This window comes from Catenulispora sp. GP43 (assembly GCF_041260665.1).
GTDB lineage: Bacteria > Actinomycetota > Actinomycetes > Streptomycetales > Catenulisporaceae > Catenulispora.
The window spans coordinates 128,930-154,042 of record NZ_JBGCCT010000001.1; the positions used below are offsets into that span (position 1 = coordinate 128,930).

General features: G+C 71.8%; 24 protein-coding genes. 9 read left to right on the forward strand and 15 right to left on the reverse strand.

The features are described 5' to 3' along the window. Nucleotides 1–113: 113 nt before the first annotated feature. From ABH926_RS00585 to ABH926_RS00620, 8 genes are all read right to left on the reverse strand, one after another. The gene (locus ABH926_RS00585; protein ID WP_370363225.1) at nt 114–650 is read right to left on the reverse strand and encodes a dihydrofolate reductase family protein; all 537 of its coding nucleotides are present in this window, start codon (nt 648–650) and stop codon (nt 114–116) included. A 127-nt stretch (nt 651–777) separates the two neighbouring features. After that, a complete protein-coding gene (locus tag ABH926_RS00590; RefSeq protein WP_370363226.1) occupies nt 778–1,614 on the reverse strand; it encodes a hypothetical protein in 837 nt (278 codons plus the stop codon). Beyond that, nucleotides 1,607–2,125: a SigE family RNA polymerase sigma factor gene (locus tag ABH926_RS00595; protein ID WP_370363227.1), complete on the reverse strand. Its 519-nt coding sequence runs from the start codon at nt 2,123–2,125 to the stop codon at nt 1,607–1,609. The genes ABH926_RS00590 and ABH926_RS00595 overlap by 8 nt, the downstream gene beginning before the upstream one ends. 161 nt (nt 2,126–2,286) lie before the next feature. Beyond that, nucleotides 2,287–3,306, reverse strand: coding sequence for an SIS domain-containing protein (locus tag ABH926_RS00600; protein ID WP_370363801.1), 1,020 nt, complete (start codon nt 3,304–3,306; stop codon nt 2,287–2,289). Between the two features lie 27 nt (nt 3,307–3,333). After that, the gene (locus tag ABH926_RS00605; RefSeq protein WP_370363228.1) at nt 3,334–5,079 is read right to left on the reverse strand and encodes a glycoside hydrolase family 3 N-terminal domain-containing protein; all 1,746 of its coding nucleotides are present in this window, start codon (nt 5,077–5,079) and stop codon (nt 3,334–3,336) included. 15 nt (nt 5,080–5,094) lie between these two features. Beyond that, on the reverse strand, nt 5,095–5,943 hold the full coding sequence (locus ABH926_RS00610) for a carbohydrate ABC transporter permease (RefSeq protein ID WP_370363229.1): 849 nt from the start codon (nt 5,941–5,943) through the stop codon (nt 5,095–5,097). Next, a complete protein-coding gene (locus ABH926_RS00615) occupies nt 5,940–6,836 on the reverse strand; it encodes a carbohydrate ABC transporter permease (RefSeq protein WP_370363230.1) in 897 nt (298 codons plus the stop codon). Before ABH926_RS00615 ends, ABH926_RS00610 begins: the two co-directional genes overlap by 4 nt. Nucleotides 6,837–7,106: 270 nt before the next feature. Further along, the gene (locus tag ABH926_RS00620; RefSeq protein ID WP_370363231.1) at nt 7,107–8,495 is read right to left on the reverse strand and encodes an extracellular solute-binding protein; all 1,389 of its coding nucleotides are present in this window, start codon (nt 8,493–8,495) and stop codon (nt 7,107–7,109) included. Nucleotides 8,496–8,896: 401 nt separating this feature from the next. Between ABH926_RS00620 and ABH926_RS00625 the strand changes: the two genes are divergently transcribed. The 3 genes from ABH926_RS00625 (at nt 8,897) to bioB (ending at nt 11,549) form a co-directional block, all read left to right on the forward strand. After that, nucleotides 8,897–9,697 (forward strand): GntR family transcriptional regulator, encoded by an 801-nt coding sequence (locus tag ABH926_RS00625; RefSeq protein ID WP_370363232.1) that lies wholly within the window; start codon nt 8,897–8,899, stop codon nt 9,695–9,697. A gap of 106 nt (nt 9,698–9,803) precedes the next feature. Continuing rightward, complete coding sequence (bioD, locus tag ABH926_RS00630) at nt 9,804–10,532, forward strand: dethiobiotin synthase (protein ID WP_370363233.1); 729 nt, start codon at nt 9,804–9,806, stop codon at nt 10,530–10,532. A 3-nt stretch (nt 10,533–10,535) separates the two neighbouring features. Then, nucleotides 10,536–11,549 carry a biotin synthase BioB gene (gene bioB, locus ABH926_RS00635; RefSeq protein ID WP_370363234.1) on the forward strand — a complete coding sequence of 338 codons (1,014 nt, stop codon included), beginning with the start codon at nt 10,536–10,538 and terminating at the stop codon, nt 11,547–11,549. Between the two features lie 58 nt (nt 11,550–11,607). Here the strand turns inward: bioB and ABH926_RS00640 are convergent, their stop codons facing one another. Together ABH926_RS00640 and ABH926_RS00645 are read right to left on the reverse strand one after the other, a co-directional pair. Next, nucleotides 11,608–11,937, reverse strand: a complete 330-nt coding sequence (locus ABH926_RS00640) for a hypothetical protein (RefSeq protein ID WP_370363235.1) — start codon at nt 11,935–11,937, stop codon at nt 11,608–11,610. Next, on the reverse strand, nt 11,919–12,824 hold the full coding sequence (locus ABH926_RS00645) for a helix-turn-helix transcriptional regulator (RefSeq protein WP_370363236.1): 906 nt from the start codon (nt 12,822–12,824) through the stop codon (nt 11,919–11,921). The genes ABH926_RS00640 and ABH926_RS00645 overlap by 19 nt, the downstream gene beginning before the upstream one ends. A 96-nt stretch (nt 12,825–12,920) precedes the next feature. Between ABH926_RS00645 and ABH926_RS00650 the strand changes: the two genes are divergently transcribed. The 5 genes from ABH926_RS00650 (at nt 12,921) to ABH926_RS00670 (ending at nt 17,939) form a co-directional block, all read left to right on the forward strand. Next, nucleotides 12,921–13,958 carry an aldo/keto reductase gene (locus ABH926_RS00650; protein WP_370363237.1) on the forward strand — a complete coding sequence of 346 codons (1,038 nt, stop codon included), beginning with the start codon at nt 12,921–12,923 and terminating at the stop codon, nt 13,956–13,958. Nucleotides 13,959–14,008: 50 nt separating this feature from the next. Then, nucleotides 14,009–14,620, forward strand: a complete 612-nt coding sequence (locus tag ABH926_RS00655; RefSeq protein WP_370363239.1) for a GNAT family N-acetyltransferase — start codon at nt 14,009–14,011, stop codon at nt 14,618–14,620. An 88-nt stretch (nt 14,621–14,708) separates the two neighbouring features. Then, nucleotides 14,709–16,379, forward strand: a complete 1,671-nt coding sequence (locus tag ABH926_RS00660) for an acetolactate synthase (RefSeq protein ID WP_370363240.1) — start codon at nt 14,709–14,711, stop codon at nt 16,377–16,379. A 19-nt stretch (nt 16,380–16,398) separates the two neighbouring features. Beyond that, nucleotides 16,399–17,058, forward strand: coding sequence for a hypothetical protein (locus ABH926_RS00665; protein ID WP_370363241.1), 660 nt, complete (start codon nt 16,399–16,401; stop codon nt 17,056–17,058). A gap of 50 nt (nt 17,059–17,108) precedes the next feature. Continuing rightward, nucleotides 17,109–17,939, forward strand: coding sequence for a class I SAM-dependent methyltransferase (locus tag ABH926_RS00670; protein WP_370363242.1), 831 nt, complete (start codon nt 17,109–17,111; stop codon nt 17,937–17,939). Nucleotides 17,940–17,987: 48 nt separating this feature from the next. Here ABH926_RS00670 and ABH926_RS00675 read toward each other — a convergent pair whose 3' ends face one another. From ABH926_RS00675 to ABH926_RS00690, 4 genes are read right to left on the reverse strand one after another with little or no spacing between them, the layout of a single operon-like run. After that, nucleotides 17,988–18,383 carry a thioesterase family protein gene (locus tag ABH926_RS00675; protein WP_370363243.1) on the reverse strand — a complete coding sequence of 132 codons (396 nt, stop codon included), beginning with the start codon at nt 18,381–18,383 and terminating at the stop codon, nt 17,988–17,990. Next, nucleotides 18,380–21,901, reverse strand: a complete 3,522-nt coding sequence (cydD, locus tag ABH926_RS00680; protein ID WP_370363244.1) for a thiol reductant ABC exporter subunit CydD — start codon at nt 21,899–21,901, stop codon at nt 18,380–18,382. The genes ABH926_RS00675 and cydD overlap by 4 nt, the downstream gene beginning before the upstream one ends. Nucleotides 21,902–21,929: 28 nt before the next feature. Then, complete coding sequence (gene cydB, locus ABH926_RS00685; protein ID WP_370363245.1) at nt 21,930–22,931, reverse strand: cytochrome d ubiquinol oxidase subunit II; 1,002 nt, start codon at nt 22,929–22,931, stop codon at nt 21,930–21,932. Nucleotides 22,932–22,980: 49 nt separating this feature from the next. Next, complete coding sequence (locus tag ABH926_RS00690) at nt 22,981–24,408, reverse strand: cytochrome ubiquinol oxidase subunit I (protein ID WP_370363802.1); 1,428 nt, start codon at nt 24,406–24,408, stop codon at nt 22,981–22,983. A gap of 181 nt (nt 24,409–24,589) precedes the next feature. Between ABH926_RS00690 and ABH926_RS00695 the strand changes: the two genes are divergently transcribed. Then, nucleotides 24,590–24,769, forward strand: coding sequence for a hypothetical protein (locus ABH926_RS00695; RefSeq protein WP_370346958.1), 180 nt, complete (start codon nt 24,590–24,592; stop codon nt 24,767–24,769). A gap of 65 nt (nt 24,770–24,834) precedes the next feature. On the opposite strand, the gene ABH926_RS00700 is transcribed toward ABH926_RS00695, so the two are convergent. Beyond that, a complete protein-coding gene (locus tag ABH926_RS00700) occupies nt 24,835–25,050 on the reverse strand; it encodes a biotin/lipoyl-binding carrier protein (RefSeq protein ID WP_370338249.1) in 216 nt (71 codons plus the stop codon). Between the last annotated feature and the right edge of the window lie 63 nt (nt 25,051–25,113).

The following is a 25,113-nucleotide window of genomic DNA, read 5'->3' on the forward strand; positions in this document are numbered from 1 at the left end:
AGGTTGAGGGGCCGACACCGCCGCGGGCCCGGGGCCGGAGGTCCCGCGGATCAGCGCGGGACCCAGCTGCGAGTCCCGGTCAGCGCGGGACTCAGCTCAGCGCGAGACCCAAATCAGCGCGAGACCCGGTAGTCCGCGAGCAGATAGCCACTGGGCGTGGTCACACTGCGCATCGTCTCCCAGCGCATCGGCGGCACTCCGTCCCACAGCCGCTTCCCCTGGCCGACGACCGCCGGCGCGACGGCGAGCCGCACCTCGTCCAGGACCCCGCCGGCGAGCAGCGCCTGGACGACCGAGATGCTGGCGTGCACCCCGATGTCGCCGCCCTCGGAGTCCTTCAGGCTCCGGACGAACTCGACCAGGCCGCCCTCGATCACCGACGCGTTGTGCCACGGCCGCTCCAGCGGCGACGAGGTCGCGACGTACTTCGGGACCTCGTTGATGAACGTGGCGAACGGCTCGATGTCGCTGCCCGGCCAGAACTCCGACCACTCGTCGTAGCTGCGCCGGCCGAGGATGACCGTGTCCTGGGTGGCGATGATCGCGGCGCCGTTGGCGTCCACCACCTCGTCCCAGTCGACACAGAACTTGTCCGCGCTCTCGGCGACGCCGTCGAGGGACAGGAACAGGGTCGAGACCACCTTGCGCATGGGATTTCCTCCGGTTGAGTGGGACGTCATGCCATCAGACGGCCCGGCCGGGCGAAACTCATCGCTGCCCCCTGGAACGCACAGCGGGCCCGCCGATCACCTCGGCGGGCCCGCGTCATGCGTACCGCTACTTCTCCAGCGCCGCCTGCAGGTCGGCGAACACCTTCTTGTCACCCGCGGTGCTCTTGAAGTCGCTGCCGAACTGCGACACCCGCAGCATCGCGACCCGGTCGCCCACCCGCACGACCCAGGTGTGCTCGACGGACGGCAGGTTGTCGACGGAGCTGTGCTGCTGGTTGATCAGCCACGACACCCCGTCTCCGGTGCTGACGCCGGGGGCCGGGACCAGGGCGTCGCGTCCGGAACCGCAGGCGGGCGCGCTGCCCGCGTTCCTGGCGTCCGCCAGGAACGCCGAGGCCTTGGCCTCGTCGGCGAACGTGAACACCACTTCCTGGGCGTCCACATGGTGCGCCGTGTCGTACTCGGTGCCCCACATCGACATCCCGGTGATCGGGAAGGCGATCCCCGCGGGCGGATGCGAGTCGGACGGGTAGCAGTGCGTGACGAGCGAGCCGGCGCCCTTGGCGGCGCGGGACGGGTTCGACGGCTGGGGATCCCAATGCGTCAGGTCGTATCCCGGCCACAGCTTCGCCGCCAGCAGACCGTCGCCGCGGGCCGGCGGCGGCGCCGACTCCGACGACGACGTGGGCGCACTGGCCGGGCGCCCCGTCGTCGTCGGCGCGTCGGCCGCAGTCACCGTCTTCGCCGCGCCCGCGGGGCCGCCCAGCGACGCGGTGACCCCGAGGGCGCCACCGATCGCAGCCACCCCCAGCACCGCCACGCCGCCCCGGGCCCGCAGCGAGCGCTTCCGTCCCCGGCGCATCGCATCCGCGACACCGGGCATCCCACCCTGCCCCACACCGTCCTGCACGGCGCGGGCGAGGGCGTCATCGAACTCAGGCATAGTTCTCCGCCTCCTGACTCTCATCGGCGTACTCGGAGACATGGCCGGCCAACGCGCGCCGGCCCCGGGCCAGCCGCGACTTCACGGTCCCGGCGGGAGCACCGGTCTCGAAGGAGATCTCCTCCACGCTCAGCCCCACCAGGTGGTGCAACACGACCACCCGCCGCTGCTCAGCGGGAATCGCCCGCAACGCCGCGATCACCGCCAGCCGGTCCGGCGACGCGCCGGGCGCCTCCTCGGAACCGGCCCCGCGCCGATGGGCCCGCAGCCGGTTGACGGTCCTGCGCCAGGAGCTGATCGCGATCCGGTAGGCGACAGTGCGGATCCAGGCCTCCGGATCCTCATAACCGGAGACCCTCCCCCACCGCTGCCACGCGCGCGCATAGGCCTCCTGCAGCGCGTCCTCGGCTTCGGACAGATCACCGACCATCGCGTAGACGTGGCCGAGCAACCGCCGCGACGAGGCGCTGTAGAACGCCTCGAAGTCCGCCTCCGATCTCGCTGAACCCATGAGATCCGCCCCTTGTCATCCGAGGGTGGCGATCGGCGCCACCGATCGGACACGCCCCGGCCCCGCCGCTGGTTCCCTCGCGGAGAGGAAATCATGGAAAAGGGCCCGCCGGTCCATACGGACCGGCGGGCCCCATCCCCGCTCCTACTCCGAACACGCAGCTAGTGCGTCTGTGTCACCTTCGCCAGAGCCCGCGGCGCGTCCGGATTCAAGCCCCGGCTCATCGTCACGTGGTAGGCCAGCTGCTGCAACGGCAGGATCTCCAGGATCGGCGAGAGCTCCTCCGGGACGCCGGAGGGCAGTACGAACCCTGCGGTGGCCCCGGCCACATGCTCCGCGGAGCCGACCACGACCAGATCCGCGCCGCGCTCCCGCAGCCGCTCCAGGACCGGCTCCAGCGCGGTGCCGCCGGCCCCCTCGGCCGCGACCGCGACCACCGGGCTGACGTTGTCCACCATGGCCAGCGGACCGTGCAGCAGGTCCGCGCCGGAGAAGGCGTGGGCTGGCAGGTAGCTGGTCTCCATGACCTTCAGCGCGGCCTCGCGCGCCGTCGGGTAGGAGTACCCGCGCCCGGTCAGCACCAGCCGGGAGGCGAAGCGGTAGCGCTGCGCCAGATCGGCCACCTCGGACTCCCGGGCCAGCACCGCGGCGGCCAGTTCCGGCAGCGCCTTGGCCGCCGAGCCGTCGCCGCCGCGCAGCGCGTCCACCAGCAGCCACAGCGTGAGCAGCTCCGCGGTGTACGTCTTCGTCGCCGGAAGTGCCAGCTCCGGGCCCGCCAGGACGTCCAGAGACAGCTCCGAGGCCTGGTTCACCGGCGAGCCGGCGACGTTGGTCACCGCCAGCGTCAGACCGCCGCGCGCCTTGGCCATCTCGGTGTAGGCGACCAGGTCCGGGGATCCGCCGGACTGCGAGACCGTCACGCACAGCACATCGCGCAGATCGGGCTCCGCGCGATAGGCCGTGGTGGTCGACATGGAGGTCAGCCCGACCGGCAGGCCGAGCGCGATCTCCATCAGGTACTTGGCGTAGTACGCCGCGTTGTCGCTGGTCCCGCGGGCGGTGAGCAGGGCGAAGCGCGGCTGGGCCGCCAACACCCGCTCGGCCGCCTCGCGGATGTGGGGCAGGCCCTCGGTGAGGATCCGCTCCAGCACCGCCGGCTGTTCGGCGATCTCCCGGGCCATGACCTCGCCCGGCTTGGCATCGCTCACTTAGACCGATCCCTTCGTCAGAAGCCGGGCGACCGCGAGCCCGGACACCAGCGCCGCGCCGTGGGTGGCGATCTGCGTCGCCCCGGCGGGCTTGTCCCCCAGACCGTACGCGATCCCCATCTCGACCACGATCGCGTCCGGCCGGACCGTCGTCACCGCGGCCAGCGCCGAGGCCATCCAGGCGTGCCGGTGCGCGTCGCGCACCACCAGCACCAGCGGCCGGCCCGCGGCGGCGGCCACGACCTCGGACACCCCGGCCGGGGTGTACGGGACCGCGGCCAGCCGCGGGCGCACCGCGGCCAGCGCCGCGGCGGTGTCGTCGTCGCCGGCGAAGCCGGTCGCCTCGCCCGGCTCCACGAACCGCGCCGCCGTGCTGCCGGCCGGCAGCTCGGACAGCACCGGGCTCAGTCCCCACGGGACCGCGGTCCCGGCCGCGTTGTTCGCCAGGGGCACGAACTCCACGACCGCGACCGGACCGGTCAGCGGGACGAGCGGGGCGCCGGAGACGGCCAGGGCGCGCGAGGCGGCGGTCAGGCCGATGGTCCGCGCGCCGTCGGTGGCCGCGAGAGCCACCGCGTCGCCGGGACTGCCGTCGAGACCAGCGTCCACCGCCGTGCCCGAAGCACCGTTCGGCGAGACGGCTCCGGCCAGCACCACGGCGCCGTCGGGACCGCCGGAACCCCCGGAACCCCCGGCGTCGTCACCGCCGCCGGCGTGCGTCCCCTCCACGCCCGCCCGCTGCGCGGCAGCCCAGGCTCCCAGGTCACGCACCCGGGTGGCGGCGTCGTGCAGGCGCTCGGCGGGCAGCCGCCCGTCGCGCACCGCGGCCACCAGCGCGTCCCGCAGCATCAGGTAGTCGGCCTCGTCGCGCAGACCGCCGCCGACGCACACCGCGTCGACGCCCGCGGCCAGGGCCAGGACCGTCCCCTCGGCGATCCCGAACGTGTCGACGATGGCGGCCATCTCGATGCCGTCGGTGACCACCAGCCCGGTGAACCCGAGCTCGCCGCGCAGCAGGTCCACCAGGACCTTGCGGCTCATGGTCGACGGGAACTCCGGGTCGTAGCGGGGTGCCAGGATGTGCGCGGTCATCACCGACTTCACCCCGGCCTCGATCGCGGCCCGGAACGGCGCCAGGTGCTTGGCCCACTCCTCGTCGGAGTGCCGCACCAGCGGCAGCCCGTGGTGCGAGTCCACGGCGGTGTCGCCGTGGCCGGGGAAGTGCTTGGCGCAGCCGGCCACGCCGACCGCCTGCAGACCCCTGACGTAGGCCGCGGAGTGCCGCGCCGCGACGTCCGCGTCGGACCCGAAGGACCGGGTCCCGATCACCGGGTTGTCCGGGTTGGTGTTCAGGTCCGCGTCCGGCGCGTAGTTCAGGTTGATCCCCGCCCGCCACAGCGAGCGGCCGATATGCCGGGCGACCGTCTCGGTCAGCTCCGGGTCGTCCACGTGGCCCAGGGCGTAGTTGCCCGGGAACGCCGACCCGGTGGCGACGTCGAGCCGGGTGACGTCGCCCCCTTCCTCGTCCACGGCGACCAGCACGTGCGGGTTCTCCGCACGCAGCGCCGCCGACAGCTCGCCGGTACGCTCCGGCGTGGCCGCGATGTTCCGTCCGTAGTAGGCGACACCGCCGAGTCCGTCCTCGGTCAGGGCGCGACGCACCCAGTCCGGGACCCTGCCGGATTCGTCGTTGACGAACCCCGGCTGGAGGACGGCGGCGGCGTCGCGCAGCAGTTGCTCTCCCATGCGCGCGCCGTACCCCTAACCCTTCACCGCACCGGCCGTGAGACCGGTCGACAGGCGGCTTTGGAAGACGGTGAACAAGATGATGACGGGGGCGGCGATGATCAGCGCGCCGGCCATCTGCCCGGAGTAGTCCGAGCCGTGGGTCGGGGTGTCGCTGAAGAACGTCAGCCACACCATGGCCGTCTTGTTCTGGGCCGGCGCGAGGATCTGCCGCGCCATCACGAACTCGTTCCAGGCCTGGATCCAGGCGAACACGCCGGTGGAGACCAGACCGGGGGCCAGCAGCGGCAGCACCACCCGGCGGAAGGCCTGGGCCTTGGTGCAGCCGTCCACCATGGCCGCCTCGTCCAGCTCGACCGGGATGCCCACGATGTAGGTGCGCAGTGTCCAGATGATGAACGGGATCGTGAAGACCAGGTAGGCCAGGATCACGCCGAGCACCGAGCCGTACAGGTTGGTGGCGTTCAGCACCGGCAGCAGACCGACCAGGATGGTGATCAGCGGCACCATCTGGACCACCAGGATCGCCACGATGAACGGCTTGCGGCCGCGGAAGTCGAAGCGGGCCACGGCCAGCGCCGCGAGCAGTCCGACGACCAGGCTGATGCCGACCGAGCCCAGCGTGATGTAGACGGTGTTCAGCAGGTTGCCGCCGAAGTTGTCGTCCATCGCCGAGGAGAAGGACGAGAAGTCGAAGTGCGACGGCCAGAAGGTCGGGTGCTGGGAGATGAGGTCCTTGTTGGACTTCACCGTGGTCAGGAGCATCCAGTAGATCGGGAAGCCCAGGACGACGGCGATCAGCATCGCCACGGTGTTCCAGAAGGCTGTCATGCCCCGGCGCGGGGCCCTGCGGAAGGTGCTCACTTCTGGTCCCCGATCCTGAGCATCTGACGGATGTAGAAGACGAGCACCAGCATCATGACCACGATCATCGCCACGGAGATGACCGCGCCGTCGCTGTACCGGTTGCGGTCGAAGGCCTGCTCGAACAGGTACACGCCGATGGTCCAGTAGCCCTGCTCGGGGGCGCCGTTGCGCATGGTCCAGATCTGGTTGAAGACCTGGAAGTCCCAGATGAAGGACAACGCGGTGGTGATCAGCAGCAGCGGGCGCAGGATCGGCAGGGTCACGTTGCGGTACACCTGCAGCGGCGAGGCGCCGTCCACGCGGGCGGCCTCCTTGAGCTCGCTCGGCACCTGGGTCATGCCGGCGTGCAGCGCCAGCACCAGGAACGGCAGCGCGCCCCAGACCACGACGGAGGTGACCACCACGTACAGGCCCTGGGTCGGATCGGCGAACCAGTCGTGGTGCAGCATCCCCTTGCCGCCGCACAGATAGAGGATGTAGTCGATGACGCCGTAGGCGTTGTCGAACAGCCAGCGGAACACGGTCCCGGTGACGATCGTGGGCATCGACCAGACGAACAGCAGCACCGTGATCAGGACGACCCGGGCCCAGGAGGAGATCCGGCCCAGCAGCGCCGCGATGGCCATCGCGATCACCATGCTCAGTGCGACGTTCAGCGCGGTCCAGATCAGGGTCCGGCGGATCACCTGCCAGAAGACCGGGTCCTGCAGGATCGAGCTGAACGTGTCGAAGCCGACGTAGCTGACCAGGCTGGGGTTGACGAACTTGCGGTAGTTGTTCATGTTCTGGAACGCCAGCAGGACCATCCGGACCAGCGGATAGCCCATCATCGTGCCGAGCACGACCACCGACGGGACCAGGAAGACGTAGGGCAGGGACTTGCCCCGCACGGTAAGGCTCCGCCTCTTGGGCGGCGGACTTTGGACCTCCCGCTGGGAAGCCCTGTTCTCGATGACACTCATGGGATCCGCGATCCTCTCGGGCGCCCGGCGCTGATGGCGGCTCGCAGGCGGCGGCAAACGAACGGCCGGCGGGTGAGGACCCCCTCACGACGCCGGCCACCTGAAGTGAACTCCGGTGGACACCAGGCGGCCCCGTGGCCGCCCGGCATCCCCCTCTCCCCCGTTGTCGATCAGCCGGCCTTCACAGGCCTGGGCGGATCAGCTGTTCAGGTCCTTCAGGATGCTGTCCTGCAATCCCTTGAGCACCGACGCCGGGTCCTTGCCCGAGGCGATCTGGCCGAACGCGGTCTTCAGCTGCGTCTCGTCGGCCGGCGCCCAGTTCGGCGAGTTCGGGATGAACCAGGTGACGCCCTTGGCCGCGTCGCCGGTGGCCTGGTTGGCCGGGTCGGCGGCGATGTAGTCGGCGATCTGGGTCTTGTTGTTCGGGATCGCCTTGGCCGCCAGCAGCTTCATGCTGGTGGTGTCGGTGAAGATGCGGATCCACTCCTCGCCGAGCTTGGAGTTGGCCGCCTTGCTCGGGACCGCCAGGTTCGACCCGCCCAGGAAGGCCGGGGTCGGCGCGTCGGCGGTCACGCCGGGGACGGCGATCTCGGCCAGCTTGTCCTTCAGCGTCGGGTCGCCGACCTTGGGGTCGTAGACCTGCGCGGCCTCCCAGCCGTTGCCGATGATGGCCGAGATGTTGCCCTTGGCCATCAGGGCGTCCTGGTCGGTCTCGTCCTTGGTGGCGCCGCCGACCGAGTAGTTCTTCTGCAGGTCGTCCCAGGTCTGGATGCCCTGCAGGAACTTCGGGTCGGTCATGGTGCCGGTCCAGTTGCTGCCGTCGGACTTGGCGATGACGCCGTTGACGCCGTAGGTGCCGGCGCCGAAGGAGATGGCGGTGTACCAGTTCTGGCCCGGCAGGTAGAGCGCCGAGAAGTTGGCGGTGGAGGTGTTGGCCGCCTTGACCTTGTCCAGGTCCGCCTTCAGCTCGTCGATCGTGGTCGGCGCGGTGGTCACACCGGCCGCGGCCCACAGGTCCTTGCGGTAGATCAGGACGCGCGAACCGGCGTAGTAGGGGATCGCGTACTGCTTGCTGCCGTCGGGCGAGGCACCGGAGGCCGCGAGGCTGTCCAGCCACGCGCCGGAGTTGTCGAACTTCGACTTGTCGCCGGTGAGGTCGACCAGCTGGTTGGCGCCGATGTACTTGGCGGTCTGGGTGTTGCCCAGCTCGATGGCGTCCGGGGCCGAGGAGGAGCCGATGGCGGCGTCCACGGTCTGGCCGTAGTTGGTCCAGGTCTGCCAGTTGATCTTCACCTGCGCGCCGGTCTCGGCGGTGAAGCGCTGGTCGGCCTGGTCGACGACGTTCTGCCAGCCCTTCTGGGCGTCCTGCATCAGCCAGATGTTGACCGTCTTGCCCTTGCCGTCGGTGGTGATCGGCGAGCCGGTCGAGCCGGTGCCGCCGGTACCGAGCTGGTTGGACGACGGGGCCGCCGTGGTGCCGCCGCTGCCGGCCGCTGCGGACCCGCTGGACTTCGACGAGCTGCACGCGGAAGCCATGAGCGCCACGGCCACGGCCGCCGACGACAGGGCTATGAGCTTGCGCCTCATGCCGTACTCCTTGGTAGGTGAGGGATCTGAGCGACCCACAGACCGACCGCGCGACACGGCAACCCTGAGCGATGCCGTCCCGTGCTGCGTTAGATCGGTAATCCGGTCGTGGATCCGTTGTGGTGTCGAGCTGTCGGGAATGACGGAGAACGACGCCTCCTGAAGCGTCTTCCCGGCTTTCCCGATTGGTTTAGACCAGTCCGGAGACTGGCATAGACCACTGGGGCCGTCAAGACTGCGCGACCCCGGTTGTCCAACCCGTTACCAAGACGCAACCAGCACTGACATACACAATCCCGCCCCAGGTAAACACCGGTATCCGAAGAAAGTCCGCACCGAGATCGCCCGGCTGGACACGCGCGCGGGTCCATGGCACTTTGGGCCACGAGGAGGGGCCGTTCATGACCGCAGAACCCGCGAACATCGCTCTGGAATCCCAGGGGTCGAGCCCGGCGCTGGAATCAGGGCTGGAATCGGCGCTGGAAACCGTGCGCGTTCCGAAGTACTACCGGTTGAAGCAGCATCTGCTCGACCTCACCCAGACCATGCCGCCGGGCACCCCGGTCCCCCCGGAACGCCTGCTCGCCACCGAGTTCGACACCTCCCGCACCACGGTCCGGCAGGCGCTGGCCGAACTGGTGGTGGAGGGCCGGCTGGAGCGGATCCAGGGCAAGGGCACCTTCGTGGCCAAGCCGAAGGTGGCGCAGTCGCTGCAGCTCACCTCCTACACCGAGGACATGCGGGCCCAGGGCCTGGAGCCGGCCTCGCGGCTGCTGGAGATGGAGTACGTGGCCGCCGGGGTGGAGCTCGGCGAGCGCCTGGGCATCCGGGCCTCGGCCAAGGTGCTGCGCATCAGCCGTCTGCGGCTGGCCAACGGCGAGCCGATGGCGATCGAGACCACCCATCTGTCGCAGCAGCGCTTCCCGAACCTGCGCAAACTGCTGGGGCGGTACTCCTCCCTGTACACGGCGCTGGCCGAGGAGTACGGCGTGCACCTGGGCGAGGCCGAGGAGACCATCGAGACCGCGCTGGCCACGCCGACCGAGGCCGGCCTGCTGGGCACCGACACCGGTCTGCCGATGCTGCTGCTGTCCCGGCACTCCATCGACACCGAGGGCGAGCCGGTGGAGTGGGTGCGGTCGGTGTACCGCGGGGACCGGTACAAGTTCGTGGCGCGGCTGAAGCGGCCCGACGGGGAGTGAGCGGCGCCGGCCCGGCCGGCCGGCCGGGCCCGCCCGCGGGGCGACCGTGTCCCAACTCACCCCGCGATCGCACGGTCGGGTCTCGGCCCTGCCGTAAAGTCGCGTCGTGTCCATCGTCGTAGTCACCGGAACCAACACCGACGTCGGCAAGACCGTCGTCACCGCCGCCGTCGCCACCCTGGCCGCCACCCGCGGCACCTCCGTGGCCGTCGTGAAGCCGGCGCAGACCGGGGTCACCCCCGAGGGCCCCGGCGATCTGGCGACCGTGAAGCAGCTGGCCGGCGTGACCGATCTGCACGAGTACGTCCGCTACCCGGACCCGCTGTCCCCGGCCGCCGCCGCGCGCCGCTCGGGCATCCCGCCGCTGGACTTCGACGACACCGTCCGGCGCATCGGCGAGCTCGCCGACAGCCGCCGCCTGGTGCTCGTCGAGGGCGCCGGCGGCCTGCTGGTCCGCAACGACGAGGACGGCAGCACCCTGGCCGACCTGGCGCACGCGCTGAAGGCGCCGGTGCTGCTGGTCGCGCACCCGAACCTGGGCACGCTGAACATCGCCGCGCTCACCCTGGAGGCGATGGCCGCCCGCGGCCTGGACCTGGCCGGGATCGTGCTGGGCAGCTGGCCCGCCGAGCCCGACCTGGCGATGCGGTGCAACATCCGCGACCTGGAGACCATCGGCGCCCGGCCGCTGGCCGGCGCGCTCCCCGAGGGCGCGGGACGGCTGGACCCGGCCGAGTTCCTCCTCGCCGCCCGGGCCGGGCTTTCCCCGGCCTTCGGCGGCACCTTCGATCCGGCAGAATTTCGGCAGACCTGGGACCCTCGGAAGGCGGCCTGAACCATGACAACCACTGACCAAGACCTCGACATCCTCGGCGCGGCCCGGCGCCAGGTGCTGGACGAGGGCGTGGGGCTGACCGAGGAGCAGGTGCTGGCGGTCCTGCGCCTGCCCGACGAGGCGCTGCCGGAGCTGCTGCAGCTGGCGCACGAGGTGCGCGAGAAGTGGTGCGGTCCGGAGGTCGAGGTGGAGGGCATCGTCTCGCTGAAGACCGGCGGCTGCCCCGAGGACTGCCACTTCTGCTCGCAGTCCGGCCTGTTCCCCTCCCCGGTGCGCGCGGCCTGGCTCAACATCCCGGAGCTGGTCGAGGCGGCCAAGCAGACCGCGGCCACCGGCGCCACGGAGTTCTGCATCGTGGCCGCCGTCCGGGGCCCGGACGAGCGCCTGATGAAGCAGATGCGCGAGGGCGTGAAGGCGATCCAGGACGCGGTCGACATCCAGGTCGCGGCGTCCCTGGGCATGCTCACCCAGGAGCAGGTCGACGACCTGGCCGACATGGGCGTGCACCGCTACAACCACAACCTGGAGACCGCGCGCTCGCACTTCCCCAACGTGGTCACCACCCACACCTGGGAAGAGCGCTGGGACACCCTGACCATGGTCCGCGACGCCGGCATGGAGGTCTGCTGCGGCGGCATCGTCGGCATGGGCGAGACCCTGGAGCAGCGCGCCGAGTTCGCCGCCCAGCTGGCCGCCCTGACCCCGGACGAGGTCCCGCTCAACTTCCTCAACCCGCGCCCGGGCACGCCCTTCGGCGACATGGAGCCGCTGGGCTCCAAGGAGGCGCTGAAGACCATCGCCGCCTTCCGCCTGGCCCTGCCGCGCACCATCCTGCGCTACGCCGGCGGCCGCGAGATCACCCTCGGCGAGCTGGGCACGGAGCAGGGGCTGATGGGCGGCATCAACGCGGTCATCGTCGGGAACTACCTGACGACGCTGGGTCGCTCGCCGCAGGAGGACCTGGCGCTGCTGACGAAGCTGGAGATGCCGATCAAGGAGCTGTCCAAGACGCTCTAACCGGCGGCTTCGCGCGGTCCGGGCCGGTCAGCCGGCCCGGACCGTTCCGGTCTCGGCGTCACTGGTGGCCGGCGAGGTGGTCGAGGAAGGCCGGGACATCGAGGCCCTCGTACTCGCGGTCGATGGCGGCCGCGAAGACGCCGAAGAGCCCGAGCGCCAGCCCCAGAGCCCTCGTGAGGTCGCCGCTGACCTGCGCGGCGGCGGTGTTCGCGGCGGCGCGGACCTCCTCGGTGGCGTCCGGGTCGAGCGTGGGCCTGCCGATGTCGCCGGCGACTTTCCGCATTTCCTGGGCGAAGGCCGCGTCGCTGCTCGAGGACGAGTCCTTGACCATGGCGTAGGCGAGCCGCATCAAGCCGACGACCTTCTGAGTCAGCTCATCGTCATCCATGATCCCAGTCTGCGGCCCCGGGCCGCGGTCGGCGCGTCGGCGGCGACGAGCAGGTGCAGGGCCGCCTCGGCCGGCGAACCCTCGGGCACCGTCTGCATGATCAGCGCCTGGTCCGGGTCGTCGGGGGCCCGGAAGGTCTCGTAGTCCAGGGTGATCTCGCCGACGACCGGGTTCCGGTAGGTGTAGCTGCCGTGCGTCTTGTCGCGCACGTCGTGCCGGGCCCACACCTCGGCGAACTCCGGGTTCCGGCACAGCTCGGCGACCAGCGCGCCGAGCGCCGGGTCGTCGGGATGGCGGCCGATGTCGAAGCGCACGTACGCCGCGATGTCCGCCATCTTCGCGAGCGGATCCGCGAACAGCGCGCGGAAGCCTTCGTCGTGGCAGACCAGCCAGCCCAGGTTCCGTTCGTGCGGCGCGCGGCAGCCGAAGTCGGTCAGCAGCGCCGCCGCTGGCTGGTTCCACGCCAGCACGTCGGTGCCCAGGCCCACGACGTAGGCCGGGACGTCCGTCGTGGACTCCAGCAGCCGCCGCAGCCCCGGCCGCACCTGTTGCGGCTCGCTTTCGCCCGTGCCCTGATACACCTGCGGCGCGGCGGGCCGCACGAGCCGGTACAGGTGCCGGCGTTCGGTCGGATCCAGCTGGAGCGCCCTGGCCACGGCGTCCAGGACCTCTTCGGAGAACTGCAGCGTGCGGCCCTGTTCCAGCCGCACATAGTGGTCCACGCTGACCCCGGCCACCAGCGCCAGCTCCTCGCGCCGCAGCCCCGGAACCCGGCGCCGGCCGCCGTAGTCGGGCAGCCCCACATCGGCCGGGTTCAGCCTCGCCCGCCGGGACCGCAGGAAATCGCCCAACTCCGCACGCCTGTCCGCACGCCTGTCGATGCTCACGATCCTGACTAACACGCGCGGCGCATCCTGGTCATCCCGTGCCTAGGCATCGGGCGGTCCTGGATGGGCCGGCGCGATGAGCGGATCGTTGCGGGCATGACGAACGAGAGCGCGAATCAGATCCCGGACACCGTCCGGCTCGGCGCCACCGACCTGACCATCTCCCGCGTCGGCTTCGGCAGCTGGGCCGTCTCCGGCAGCGGCTGGGCCTACAGCTGGGGCGCCACCGACGACGCCGAGTCCGTCGCCGCGATCCGGCACGCGATCGACTCCGGCGTCAACTGGATCGACACCGCCGCGGTCTACGGCCTGGGCCACTCCGAGGAGCTGGTCGGCAAGGCCGTCTCGGCCTACTCCGAAGCCGACCGCCCCTACATCTTCACCAAGGTCGGCCTGGTCTGGGACCCGGAGGACCCGAAGGGCGCGCCGATCCGCACCATGGAGCCGGCCAGCGTCCGCCGCGAGCTGGAGGACTCGCTGCGCCGCCTCGGCGTGGAACGCGTCGACCTCTACCAGGTGCACTGGCCGGACACCGGCGAGGCCTTCGTCTACGGCGCCGAGGAAGGCGGCGCGGTCTCCCCGAACCACACGCCGCTGGAGGAGTACTGGCAGCTGATGGCCGACCTGAAGGCCGAGGGCAAGATCCGCGCCATCGCCTTGTCCAACCACGACGCCGCGCAGCTGACCGTCGCGGAATCCATCGCGCACGTCGACGCCATCCAGCCGCCGTTCTCTGCCGTCAACCGCTCGGCGGCGGCGGACATCGCGTGGGCCAGGGAACACGACACCGGCGTCATCGTGTATTCGCCGCTCCAGTCCGGCCTGCTCACCGGCGCCTTCTCCGCCGAGCGCGTCGCGAACCTGCCGGCCGAGGACTGGCGCCGCACCAGCCCGGACTACACCACCGGCCTGGAGGCGAACCTGCGCATCGCCGACGCGTTCAAACCGATCGCGGCGCGCCACGGGGTGAGCGTCGCCGAGGCCGTCATCGCCTGGACGCTGGCCTGGCCGGGGGTCACCGGCGCGATCGTCGGGGCGCGGAACGCCGCGCAGGTGGACGGCTGGGCGAAGGCCGGCGCGGTGCGGCTGACCGCGCAGGACCTGGCCGAGGTCGCCGAGGCGATCGGTCTGTGACCGGGCCCGCGGCCCCGGCCACCGTCCGCGGCCGGGGCTATCGTGCGCCTATGACGGAGTCCACGACCATCACCGTCGTCCCGGCGAACCAAGCCTCGGCAGCGGACCTGCGCACGGTCTTCGGCGAGCGCGGCGTGCCCTACGACTGCCAGTGCCAGTGGTTCAAGTCCCCTGCCAAGGAGTGGCGCTCCATGCCGCAGGAGGAGAAGGAGGCCCGCCTGCGGGACCAGACCCGCTGCGGCGAACCGGAGTCCGGGACCACCAGCGGCCTGGTCGCCTACCTCGGCGGCGAGCCGGTCGGCTGGTGCGCGGTGGAGCCCCGAACGGCGTATCCGCGGCTGCGGGGCATGAAAGTGCCGTGGACCGGCCGCGACGAGGACCGGGACGACCCCGCTGTCTGGGCGATCACCTGCTTCGTGGTCCGCACCGGCCACCGCCGCCGCGGCGTGAGCCGGGCGCTGACCGAGGCCGCGGTCGGCTTCGCCCGCGAGCGCGGGGCGACCGCCGTCGAGGGCTACTCGCTGATCACCGAGCCCGGCAGGGAGGTCGTGTGGGGCGAGCTGTTCGTCGGGGCGCGGAGCACTTACGAGGCCTGCGGTTTCCGTGAGGTGAGCAGCCCGACACCCCGGCGCCGGGTGATGCGGATCGACTTCGAGCGGTGAGGCGACCCTTGCGCGAGCCGGGGCGGGGCGGAAAGCTACTGGCACGTAACTTCGCCCCAGTCCGCCCGAACCCCCACAGGTGACCGTCGTGACCGAAGCACAGCCCGAAAGCCCGCAACCGCTGCACGGCGGCCAGATCTCCGTCGAGGTGGCCCGAGCGCACGGCGTCCAGACCATGTTCACGCTCTCGGGCGGACACGTCTTCTCGCTCTACGACGGCGCGGTGAAGGCCGACCCGCCGATGCCGATCCTGGACGTCCGGCACGAGCAGACCGCCGTCTTCGCCGCCGAGGCCACCGCCAAGCTGACCCGCAAGCCGGGCCTGGCGGTCCTGACCGCCGGCCCCGGCATCACCAACGGCGTCTCGGCGGTGACCACCGCGCACTTCAACGGCTCCCCGGTGGTCGTGCTCGGCGGCCGGGCCGCGGACTCCAACTGGGGCAAGGGCGCGCTGCAGGAGCTGGACCACCCGCCGCTGCTGGCCCCGGTGACCAAGCGCTCGGCGACCGTGCACACCACCGCGGCGCTGGCCGCGGACCTCGACGACGCCTTCACGCTCGCCGACGCCCCGCACCGCGGACCGGTCTTCCTCGACCTGTCCCTGGAGGCGGCCTTCGACGTCGACGCCGAGCCGCTGCCGACGGTCGGGCCGCGCCGGGCCCTCGTCCCGGACGCCGACGCGCTGGCGGCCATCGGCGAGCTGCTCGCGCGCGCCGCCAAACCGGTGCTGGTGCTGGGATCCGATGTCTGGATGGACCACGCCGACGCCGCCGCGCTGGCGTTCGCCGAGGAAACCGGGGTCCCAGTCATCACCAACGGCATGGGCCGCGGCATCCTGCCGCGCGGGCACCGCCAGCTAGTCACCCGGGCCCGCTCGGCCGCGTTCGGCGGCACGGACCTGGTGATCGTCGTGGGCACCCCGCTGGACTTCCGCCTGGGCTACGGACTGTTCGGCGGCCGGGACGGCAGCCCGCTCGCGCCGGTGGTGCACGTCGTGGACTCCCCCGGGCAGCTGAGCGGCCACCTCGGCCTGGCCGCGAGCGCCGCCGGCGATCTGACCGCGGCCTTCGAGGGCATCGCGGAGTCCTGGCGCAAGGCCGCCAAGCCGGGCGCCTACGCGGACTGGCTGTCCGCCCTGCAGGACAAGGCCGCCGCGGCCATCGCGGCCGACCGGGACCTGCTGACCGCCGCCTCCGACCCGATCCACCCGGCACGGATCTACGGCGAGCTGCTGCCGCGGCTGGCCGACGACGCGGTGGTGATCGGCGACGGCGGCGACTTCGTGTCCTTCGCCGGCCGCTTCGTGGAGCCCGGCCGCGCCGGCTGCTGGCTGGACCCGGGCCCCTACGGCTGTCTGGGCACCGGCCTGGGCTACGCGATCGCCGCCCGGCTGGCGCGGCCGACGTCGCAGGTGGTGCTGTTGTTCGGGGACGGCGCGGCCGGCTTCTCGCTGATGGACGTGGACACCCTGGTGCGGCACGGGCTTCCGGTCGTGATGGTGATGGGCAACAACGCGTGCTGGGGCCTGGAGAAGCACCCGATGCAGGCTTTGTACGGGTACGACGTCGCCGCGGATCTGAATCCTGATGCGCGCTACGACAAGGTGGTGCAGGCGCTCGGCGGCGGCGGGGAGTTCGTCACCGACCCGGCGCAGATCGGGCCGGCGCTGGACCGCGCCTTCGCCTCGGGCGTGCCGTACCTGGTCAACATCGCCACCGACCAGACCGTCGCGTATCCGCGATCGACCACGGGGCTGTGAGTTTTGTAGTCTCCACCGCGTGACTGACTGGGTGACCATATCCTCGCTGGCCACCGCCGGGACCACGGTGATCCTGGCGGCGGCCACGCTGAAGTCGGTGCGCTCGGCCTCGCGGGCCGCGGCCGCCGCCGAACGGGCCGTGCTGGTGGGGCTGCGTCCGGTGCTGCTGTCCTCGCGGCTGACCGACCGCGACGAGAAGATCTTCTGGGCCGACGACCACTGGGCGGTGGTCAGCGGCGGCCGCGGCTACGCCGAGATCGTGGACGGCAACATCTACTTCGCGATCTCGATCCGCAACGCCGGCGCGGGCTTGGCGGTCCTGCAGGGCTGGGCGGTCTCCGACGAGCGCAAGGGCCCGGAGGACCGCCACACGGCGCCCCAGGACTACCGCCGGATGATCCGCGACCTGTTCGTCCCGGCGCACGACGTCGGCTACTGGCACGCCGCGATCCGCCAGACCGACGACCCGCAGTACGACACGATGGCGGCGGCTATCAAGGAGCGGCGGGTGTTCACCGTCGAGGTCCTGTACAGCGACCACGAAGGCGGCCAGAGCAGCATCTGCCGGTTCGTCCTGCGGCCCCGCGAGAAGGACGGGAACCTCGCGGACTGGATCGTCGGCGTCGGCCGGCACTGGAACCTGGACCGGCCGGATCCGCGGGACCGGGAGTACGCCTGAGCGCGGGTATCCCTTTGATCACCGGCTGAGCGCGCACTAGCGTCGGTGCCATGAGCGCCGAGACCACCGCCCCGGATCCCGCGAACTGGCTGGAGTACAACCGCGCCAACTGGGACGAGCGGGTTCCGATCCACGTCGACGGCCGGTTCTACGACCTCGACTCCTTCGTCGCCGGGCGGGAGACGCTGGAGGACTTCGAGCTCGCCGAGGTCGGCGACGTGCGCGGCAAGCACCTGCTGCATCTGCAGAGCCACATCGGCACCGAGACGCTGGGCTGGGCCCGGCACGGCGCCGTGGTCACCGGACTGGACTTCTCGGCCCCGGCGACGGCGGCCGCGGCGGCACTGGCCGAGCGGATCGGCGTCACCGACTCGCGCTGGGTCACCTCGGACGTCCACCGGGCGGCCGAAGCGCTGGACGGCGAGCAGTTCGACGTCGTCTACACCGGCAAGGGCGCCCTGTGCTGGCTGCCGGACATCGAGCGGTGGGCGCGGGTGGCGGCATCGATGGTGAAACCGGGCGGGTTCCTGTACGTCTCGGAGTTCCACCCGTTCGGGAACACGCTGAGCGACGAGGACGGCCGCACGGTCGCCTACGACTACTTCGACCGCTCGCCCCAGGTGTGGGACGAGCCCGGGACGTACGCGGACCTCGAGGCCTCGACGCGGGAGAACGTGACCGTGGAGTTCAACCACGGGATCGGGGACATCGTCAGCGCCCTGATCGGCGCCGGACTGCGGCTGGAGTTCCTGCACGAGTACGAGATGACGCTGTTCCCGCGGTTCCGGGTGCTGGAGGAGCGGGACGGCACCTACCGGCTGCCCGCGGGGATGCCCCGGGTGCCGTTGATGTTCTCGCTGCGGGCCGCCAAGGCGGCTTAGCGCTCTGAATTCATGGAGTCTGGGTCTGCGGGGTCTGGGTCTGCGGGGTCAGAGCTTCGCCATGAACCGCTCGGCGTTGACGATGACCCGGGTGATCTCGCCCTCGCCGACCAGGCGGCCCTGGGCGTCGTGGGCGGCGATGGAGAAGCGCAGGAGCCGGTCGTCGCGGTGCGCGAGCTCGGCGGCGGCGGTGACGCTGCCGCCGACCGGGGTCGGGTAGACGTGGTCGAAGCGGATGCGCGTGCCGACCGTGGTCTGGCCCTCGGCCAGCAGCGGCTGGGCTGCCGCCACCGTCGCCTGCTCGGCCAGGGCCACGAGGCGCGGCGTGCCGAGGACCGGGAGGTCGCCGGAGCCGACGGCCTGCGCGGTGTCGGCGTCGGTGACGTTCAGGGTGATCTGCGCCCGGACGGGGGCGCCTTCGGCGGGGACGTGGGCTTCGGTCACGCGTAGACCCTACACAGGCTGTGGAAGACGCCCTGCTTGCGCATCAGCTCGGCCCACGTGCCGCGCTCGACCACGCGGCCGCCGTCGAGCACGACGATCTCGTCGACCGCCTCCAGCCCGCCCAGCCGGTGGGTGACCAGGAGCAGGGTCTTCGGCAACGCGAGGAGATCGCGCATCAGGGCGTCGGCGGTGGCCGGGTCGAGATGCTCGGTGGGCTCGTCCAGGAGCAGGACCGGGAAGTCGGCCAGCAGCGCCCGGGCCAGCGCCAGCCGGCGGTGCTGGCCGCCGGACAGGCGCGCGCCGTGCTCGCCGACGAAGGTGTCCAGGCCGGCGGGCAGGGTGCGGACCCAGTCGGCGAGGCGGGCTTGGGCGAGGGCGTCCTCGAGGTCTGCTTCGATGGCGTGCGGACGCGCCAGGCGGAGGTTCTCACGCAGGGTGCTGTCGAAGACGTGGGCGTCCTGCGCGCACAGGCCGACAACGCGGCGCACGTCCTCGGAGCGCAGGTCGGTGACCGGGACCCCGCCGAGGGCGATGGCACCCGGGGACGCGGGATCGACGAAGCGGAGCAGGGCGCTGATGAGGGTCGTCTTGCCCGATCCGCTGGGTCCGACGACGGCGACCTTGCGGCCGGGCGCGAGGTCGAGGTCGAGGCCGCGCAGGGCGGGCTCGGCGCGGCCGGGCCAGGTGACGCGGAGGTCGCGGACGCGGAGGGCATGGTCGGACGGGAGCTCGCACGGGGCTGCGGGCTCACGGACGGCGTCGGGCGCGGCCAGGACTTCGCGGACGCGGTGCTCGGCGGCTCGGGCGCGACGGAGGTGCTGGAGGGCCTGAGGGAGGGCTGCGGTGGCTTCGAGGAGGGCCAGCGGGGTGAGCGTGAGGACGGCCAGGAGGGTGGCGGGGAGGTGGCGCGCGGACCCGCCCCCGTGCAGCGCCTCCAGCCCCGCGTAGGCGGCGGCCCAGACCGTCGCGCCGGTCGCGAGGATCGTGAGCGCCGCGCCGAGGCCCCGGGCGGCGGCTGAGCGGCGTTCGGCGTCGGTGACGGCGCGGTCGGCGGCCCGGACGCGGGCCAGGCGGGGCCCGGTGGCGTCGGCGGCGATCAGGTCGGGGGCGCCGCGCAGCAGGTCGTGGAGCTCGGTGGCGAGACGGCCTCTGGCGGGGGCGAGGTGTCGGTCAGCCTTGGCGGAGGTGCGGGAGGCCGCGAGCGGGATCGCGACGCCGGTGGCGAGCAGGCCGAGTGCTGTGACCGCCGCGACGCTCGGCAGCACCGCCGCCAGCGCCGCGACGCCGAGGCTGCCGACCACCGCCGCCGCGGCCGCCGGGATCACGAAGCGGACGTAGCGGTCCTGGACCGCGTCGACGTCGGCGACGAAGCGGGCCAGCAGTTCGCCGCGCCGTCGCCCGGGCGCCTGGCGGCAGAGGCGGTCGTAGGTGCGCGCACGGAGGGTGGCCAGGATGCGGAAGGCGGCATCGTGCGCGACGAGGCGTTCGGCGTAGCGGAACACGGCGCGGCCGATGCCGAGGGCCCGGACCGCGGTGATGGCGATCATCAGGTCGAAGATCGGCGGACGCTGCGCCGCCCGCGAGATGAGCCATGCCGAGGTGGCCGCCAGTCCGGTCGCGGCGGCGAAGGCGGCGGCGCCGAGGGCCGCGGCGAGGGCGAGGCGGGCGGTGGGGTGGCGGTCGGCGGTGGCATGGTCGGCGGCGGCATGGTCGGCGGCGGGGGCGGCGCTGTTGCCCTCGGCGGCGGGGCGGTCGGGGTCGCCCGCGGAAGCCGTTCGCTCATCCGGCCGAATCCGAACCCGGACTTCCTCGACAGGACCTTGACAGGGCGCAGAATTGTCAAGATTGTTGTTTTTAAGGCGGTGTGCCCCCTGGGTGGGCGGGGTCTCTTCCGGATCGCGATCGCCCACCCCCGCCGAGTGCCCCGACCGCCCGACCACCACCACCCGATCCGCCACCTCCAACAGCGCCGCGCGGTGCGCCACCACGAGCGCGGTTCGGCCGGCGGTCAGGCGGCGGATGCCGGCCACCACCTCGGCTTCGACGGCGGCGTCCAGCGACGCCGTGGGCTCGTCGAGCAGCACCACCGGGCGGTCGGCCAGGAAGGCCCGGGCGATGCCGAGGCGCTGGCGCTGGCCCGCCGACAGGCCGTGGCCGCCTTCGCCGACGCGGGCTGACAGCCCTCCGGGGAGCGCCGCGACGAAGTCCGATGCCGCCGCCGCTCGCAGGGCCGCCCAGACCGCCGCGTCCGGTGCGTCCGGGCGGGCCAGGCGCACGTTCTCCGCCACCGTCCCCGCGAACAGGTACGGGTGCTGCGGCAGCCACGCCGCCGGCGCGCCGGCCGCCGCCGTCCCCGACTCCGCCTCCACGAAGCCCAGCAGGGCCTTCAGCACCGTCGACTTGCCCGCGCCCGACGCTCCGACCAGCGCCACGCACTCCCCCGGCGCCACCGTCAGTGAGAAGTCCGACAAGGCCGGCTCCGTGCGGCCCGGGTACCGGACCGTCAATCCCTTGATCTCAATGCCGGCGGAGGGCGTCGAGACCCGCGGGCTCGGGACCGGCGGCACCGCCTCCAGGACCTCCAAGACCTCCGCCGCGGCCGCCTTCCCCTCCGCGCTCGCGTGGTAGAACGCCCCCACCTGCCTCAGCGGCCAATACGCCTCCGGCGCCAGGATCAGCACCAGCAGCCCCGTGCGCAGGTCCAGCGTCCCGGCGACCAGGCGCAGGCCCACGCCGACCGCGGCCATCGCCACCGCGATCGTCGACGCCAGCTCCAGCACCAGCGAGGACAGGAACGCCAGCCGCAGCGTCCGCAGCGTCGCCGCGCGGTCCTCTTCCGTCGCGCGCCGGATCGCGGCCGCCTGGGCCCGGGCCCGGCCGAAGACCAGCAGGTCCGGCAGGCCCGCGACCACGTCCAGGAAGTGGCCGGCCAGCACGTCCAGGGCCCGGCGGCGGCGCTCCACGTGGGTGCGCGTGGCCATGCCGACCAGCCACAGGAACAGCGGGATCAGCGGCAGCGTCACCGCGACGATGAGCCCCGACTCCCAGTCCGCGGTGAACAGCACCGCCAGGATCGCCGCCGGGACCGTCGCCGACAGCACCAGTTGCGGCAGATAGCGTGCGAAGTAGCCGTCCAGGCCGTCCACGCCGCGGGTCGCCAGCGTCACCAGCGCGGCGGTCTTGCGGGCGGCCGGCCGGCGCGGGCCCGGTGCCAGGAAGGCGGCGGCCAGGCGGCCGCGCAGCGCGGACTTCACCGACGCCGCCGCCCGGAACGCCGCCGCCTCCGTCGCCCACGCGATCGCCGCCCGGGCCCCGGCGCTGAAGGCCAGTAGCGCCAGCCACGGCCGGACCGCCGGCGCCGTGACGGCCGGCCGGTACCGGAAGCCGGCCGCGATCAGCGAGGCCAGCGCCCACGCCTGGCCGATCACCGACAGCGCCGACAGCGTGCCGAGGGCCGCGCACAGCACCATCCACGGACGTACCGCGCCGGCATGCGGCGCCAACCGCCGGTCGAGCATCAGCACCCCGCCGTAACGCTCGGCGCCATCAGTGCGCCGCCGGGATGTTCCGAACCCCGATCCGCTTGCGGAACACCCAGTACGTCCAGGACTGGTACAGCAGCACCAGCGGGGTGAACACGCACGCCACCACGCTCATCACCGTCAGCGTGTAGTGCGACGACGCCGCCGAGTGCACCGTCAGCGACCACTGCGGGTTCAGCGAGGAGGGCATCACGATCGGGAACAGCGCGATGAACATCGACGCCACCATCGACGCCACCGCCGCCCCCGACAGCACGAAAGCCCAGCCGTCCCGCCCGGCCCGCACCATCGCCGCGCACACCAGCAGCGCCACCAGCGGCACCACCGCCACCGTCCAGGACAGCGGCCCGCCCCAGCGGTTGTTCACCCGGCCCAGCAGCACGCCGACCAGCACCACGCTCACCAGCGTGCCCGGCACCGCGATGCGCCGCGCGCCGTCGCGGATCGGGCCGCGGGTCTTCAGCGTGGTGTAGACGGCGCCGTGGGTGAGGAACAGGACCAGGAAGGCCAGGGCCCCGACGATGCCGTCGAAGGTGGTGAGGAAGTCCGACATCCGGCCGTGGAAGTTCATGTCGGCGCCGATGGGGGTGCCGGAGAACATGCAGCCGAAGACCAGGCCCCACAGCAGCGGCGGCAACAGCGAGCCGAGGAAGATGCACCAGTCCCACCACACGCGGTGCCGGGCGTCGCTCTTGCCCCGGTACTCGAAGGCGACGTTGCGCACGATCAGGGCCAGCAGCACCAGCAGCAGCGGCACGTAGAACCCGGACAGCAGGGTGGCGTACCAGTTGGGGAAGGCCGCGAAGGTGGCGCCGATGGCCGTGATCACCCACACCTCGTTGCCGTCCCAGACCGGTCCGATGGTGTTGATCAGGACCCGGCGCTCGGTCTCGTCGCGGGCCAGCACCCGGGTCAGGATCCCGACCCCGAAGTCGAAGCCCTCCAGGAAGAAGTAGCCGATCCACAGGACCGCGATCAGCAGGTACCAGAAGTTCACCAGGCTCACGCCGTCCCGCCTCTCAGTGCTCAGTGCTCAGTGCATCAGTGCGCGAAGCTCAGTACGCGAACGCCAGGGGCTGGTCGTCGTCACCGTCGGCGTCCGCCGGCGCGGCCGTCGGGGCGACGTCGTGGGCTCCGGCGCGGGCGTACTTGACGCACAGGCCGACCTCGACCACCGCCAGCACCGCGTAGAGCGCCGCGAACAGGATCAGCGAGGTGAGCACGCGGCCGGCCGGCACCGCCGGCGAGACGCCGTCGCGGGTGCGCATCAGGCCGTAGACGATCCAGGGCTGGCGTCCGGTCTCGGTGAAGATCCAGCCCCAGGCCGAGCCGATCACCGGGAAGACCAGGGTCCACAGGCCGAAGCGCCAGAACCAGGCGCCCCAGCGGCCCGAGGGCGTCCGGCCCCGGCGGGTGAACCAGAGCCCGAACAGCGCCACCAGGACCGAGAACATCCCGAAGCCGATCATCCAGCGGAACGACCAGTACGCCATGGGGATCCACGGCCGGTAGTCACCGGGCCCGTACTTGGCCTGCTCGGCGGCGTTGGTCTGGTTGATGCCGGGGACCGGGTCGTGGAAGTTGCCGTGGGCCAGGAAGGACAGCAGGCGCGGGATCTGGATCTCGACCGAGTTGCGGCCCTTCTCCACGTTGCCGATGGCGAACAGGGAGAACGGCGCCGGACCCTGGGTGTCCCACAGCGCCTCGGCCGAGGCCATCTTCATCGGCTGTTGCTCGAACATCACCTTGCCCTGCTGGTCCCCGGTCAGCGCGACCCCGACGCCGGCGATCAGCAGGGCCCAGAGCCCGACCAGCAGCGCGGGCCGGAAGACCGCGGGCTGCTGCTTCTTGCGCAGGTGGTAGCAGGAGATGCCGACCAGCGCCGCGCCGGCGCACAGGAAGCAGGCGGTGATCACGTGCAGGAAGGTGATGACCGTGGTCCGCTGGGTGATCACGGCCCAGAAGTCGGTGAGCTCCAAGCGGCCCTTCAGCTCGTTGAAGGTGTAGCCGACCGGGTGCTGCATGAAGGAGTTGGCCGCCAGGATGAAGTAGGCGCTGGCCATGGTGCCGAACGCGGCGATCCAGATGCAGGCCAGGTGCACGCCGCGGGGCAGGCGCTCCCAGCCGAAGATCCACAGGCCCAGGAACGTGGACTCCAGGAAGAACGCCAGCAGCGCCTCGATGGCCAGCGGCGAGCCGAAGATGTCGCCGACGAAGCGGGAGTACTCCGACCAGTTCATGCCGAACTGGAACTCCTGCACGAGCCCGGTGACCAGGCCCAGCGCGAAGTTGATCAGGAACAGCCGGCCCCAGAACTTCGTGGCCCGGTAGTACTGCTCCTTGCCGGTGCGGTGCCAGGCCGTCTGGAAGCCGGCGACCAGGAACGCCGTGCCGATCGTCAGCGGGACGAACAGGAAGTGGTAGACCGTGGTGCTCGCGAACTGCCAGCGCGCCACCAGTACCGGGTCCATCGCGGTGGTCACGGTCGGGTGCACGGCACGGCCTCCTGCGGACGGACATCGTCGTCAACTGATCACGCAGGGTAGTGGAACGGTGTTCCGTGACGCCAAGCCGCGTCACCTGTTCGGAGCCATTGGACACAGCGACGCAAAGCGTCTCCATGACGGGTGGCGGTGGGAGACGGGCGGGCGTTACCTTGCCTGCATGGATTTCTGCGGGCAGTGCGGCGAGCCGACGGCGGCGACCGGCCACGAGCGGTGCGCGGCCCGGGCGGAGCTGGAGCCGCCGCGGTACTGCGGGCACTGCCGGCGGCGGATGGTGGTGCAGGTCGTGCCCACCGGGTGGTCGGCGCGCTGCGTCGAGCACGGGACCGTCACGAGCTGAGGAAACGCAGAAGCGCGCCGGCCGGAGGATCCGGCGGCGCGCTTCGTCATGAGCGGGCTGAGAACTCAGCCGATCACCGCGATGAGGTCGCCTTCCTGCACCACATCGCCCTCGGCCACGCCCAGGCGCGACACCTTGCCCGAGACCTCGGCCAGGACCGGGATCTCCATCTTCATCGACTCGAGGATCACGATCGTGTCGCCGTCCTCGACGTCGTCGCCCTCGGCGACCACGATCTTCCACACGTTGGCCACCATCTCGGCGCGGACTTCCTCGGCCACGTTCGATGCTCCCTCGCAGTCACAAGCTAACGATGTACGAGCGCATCCAATCACGCCGCACCC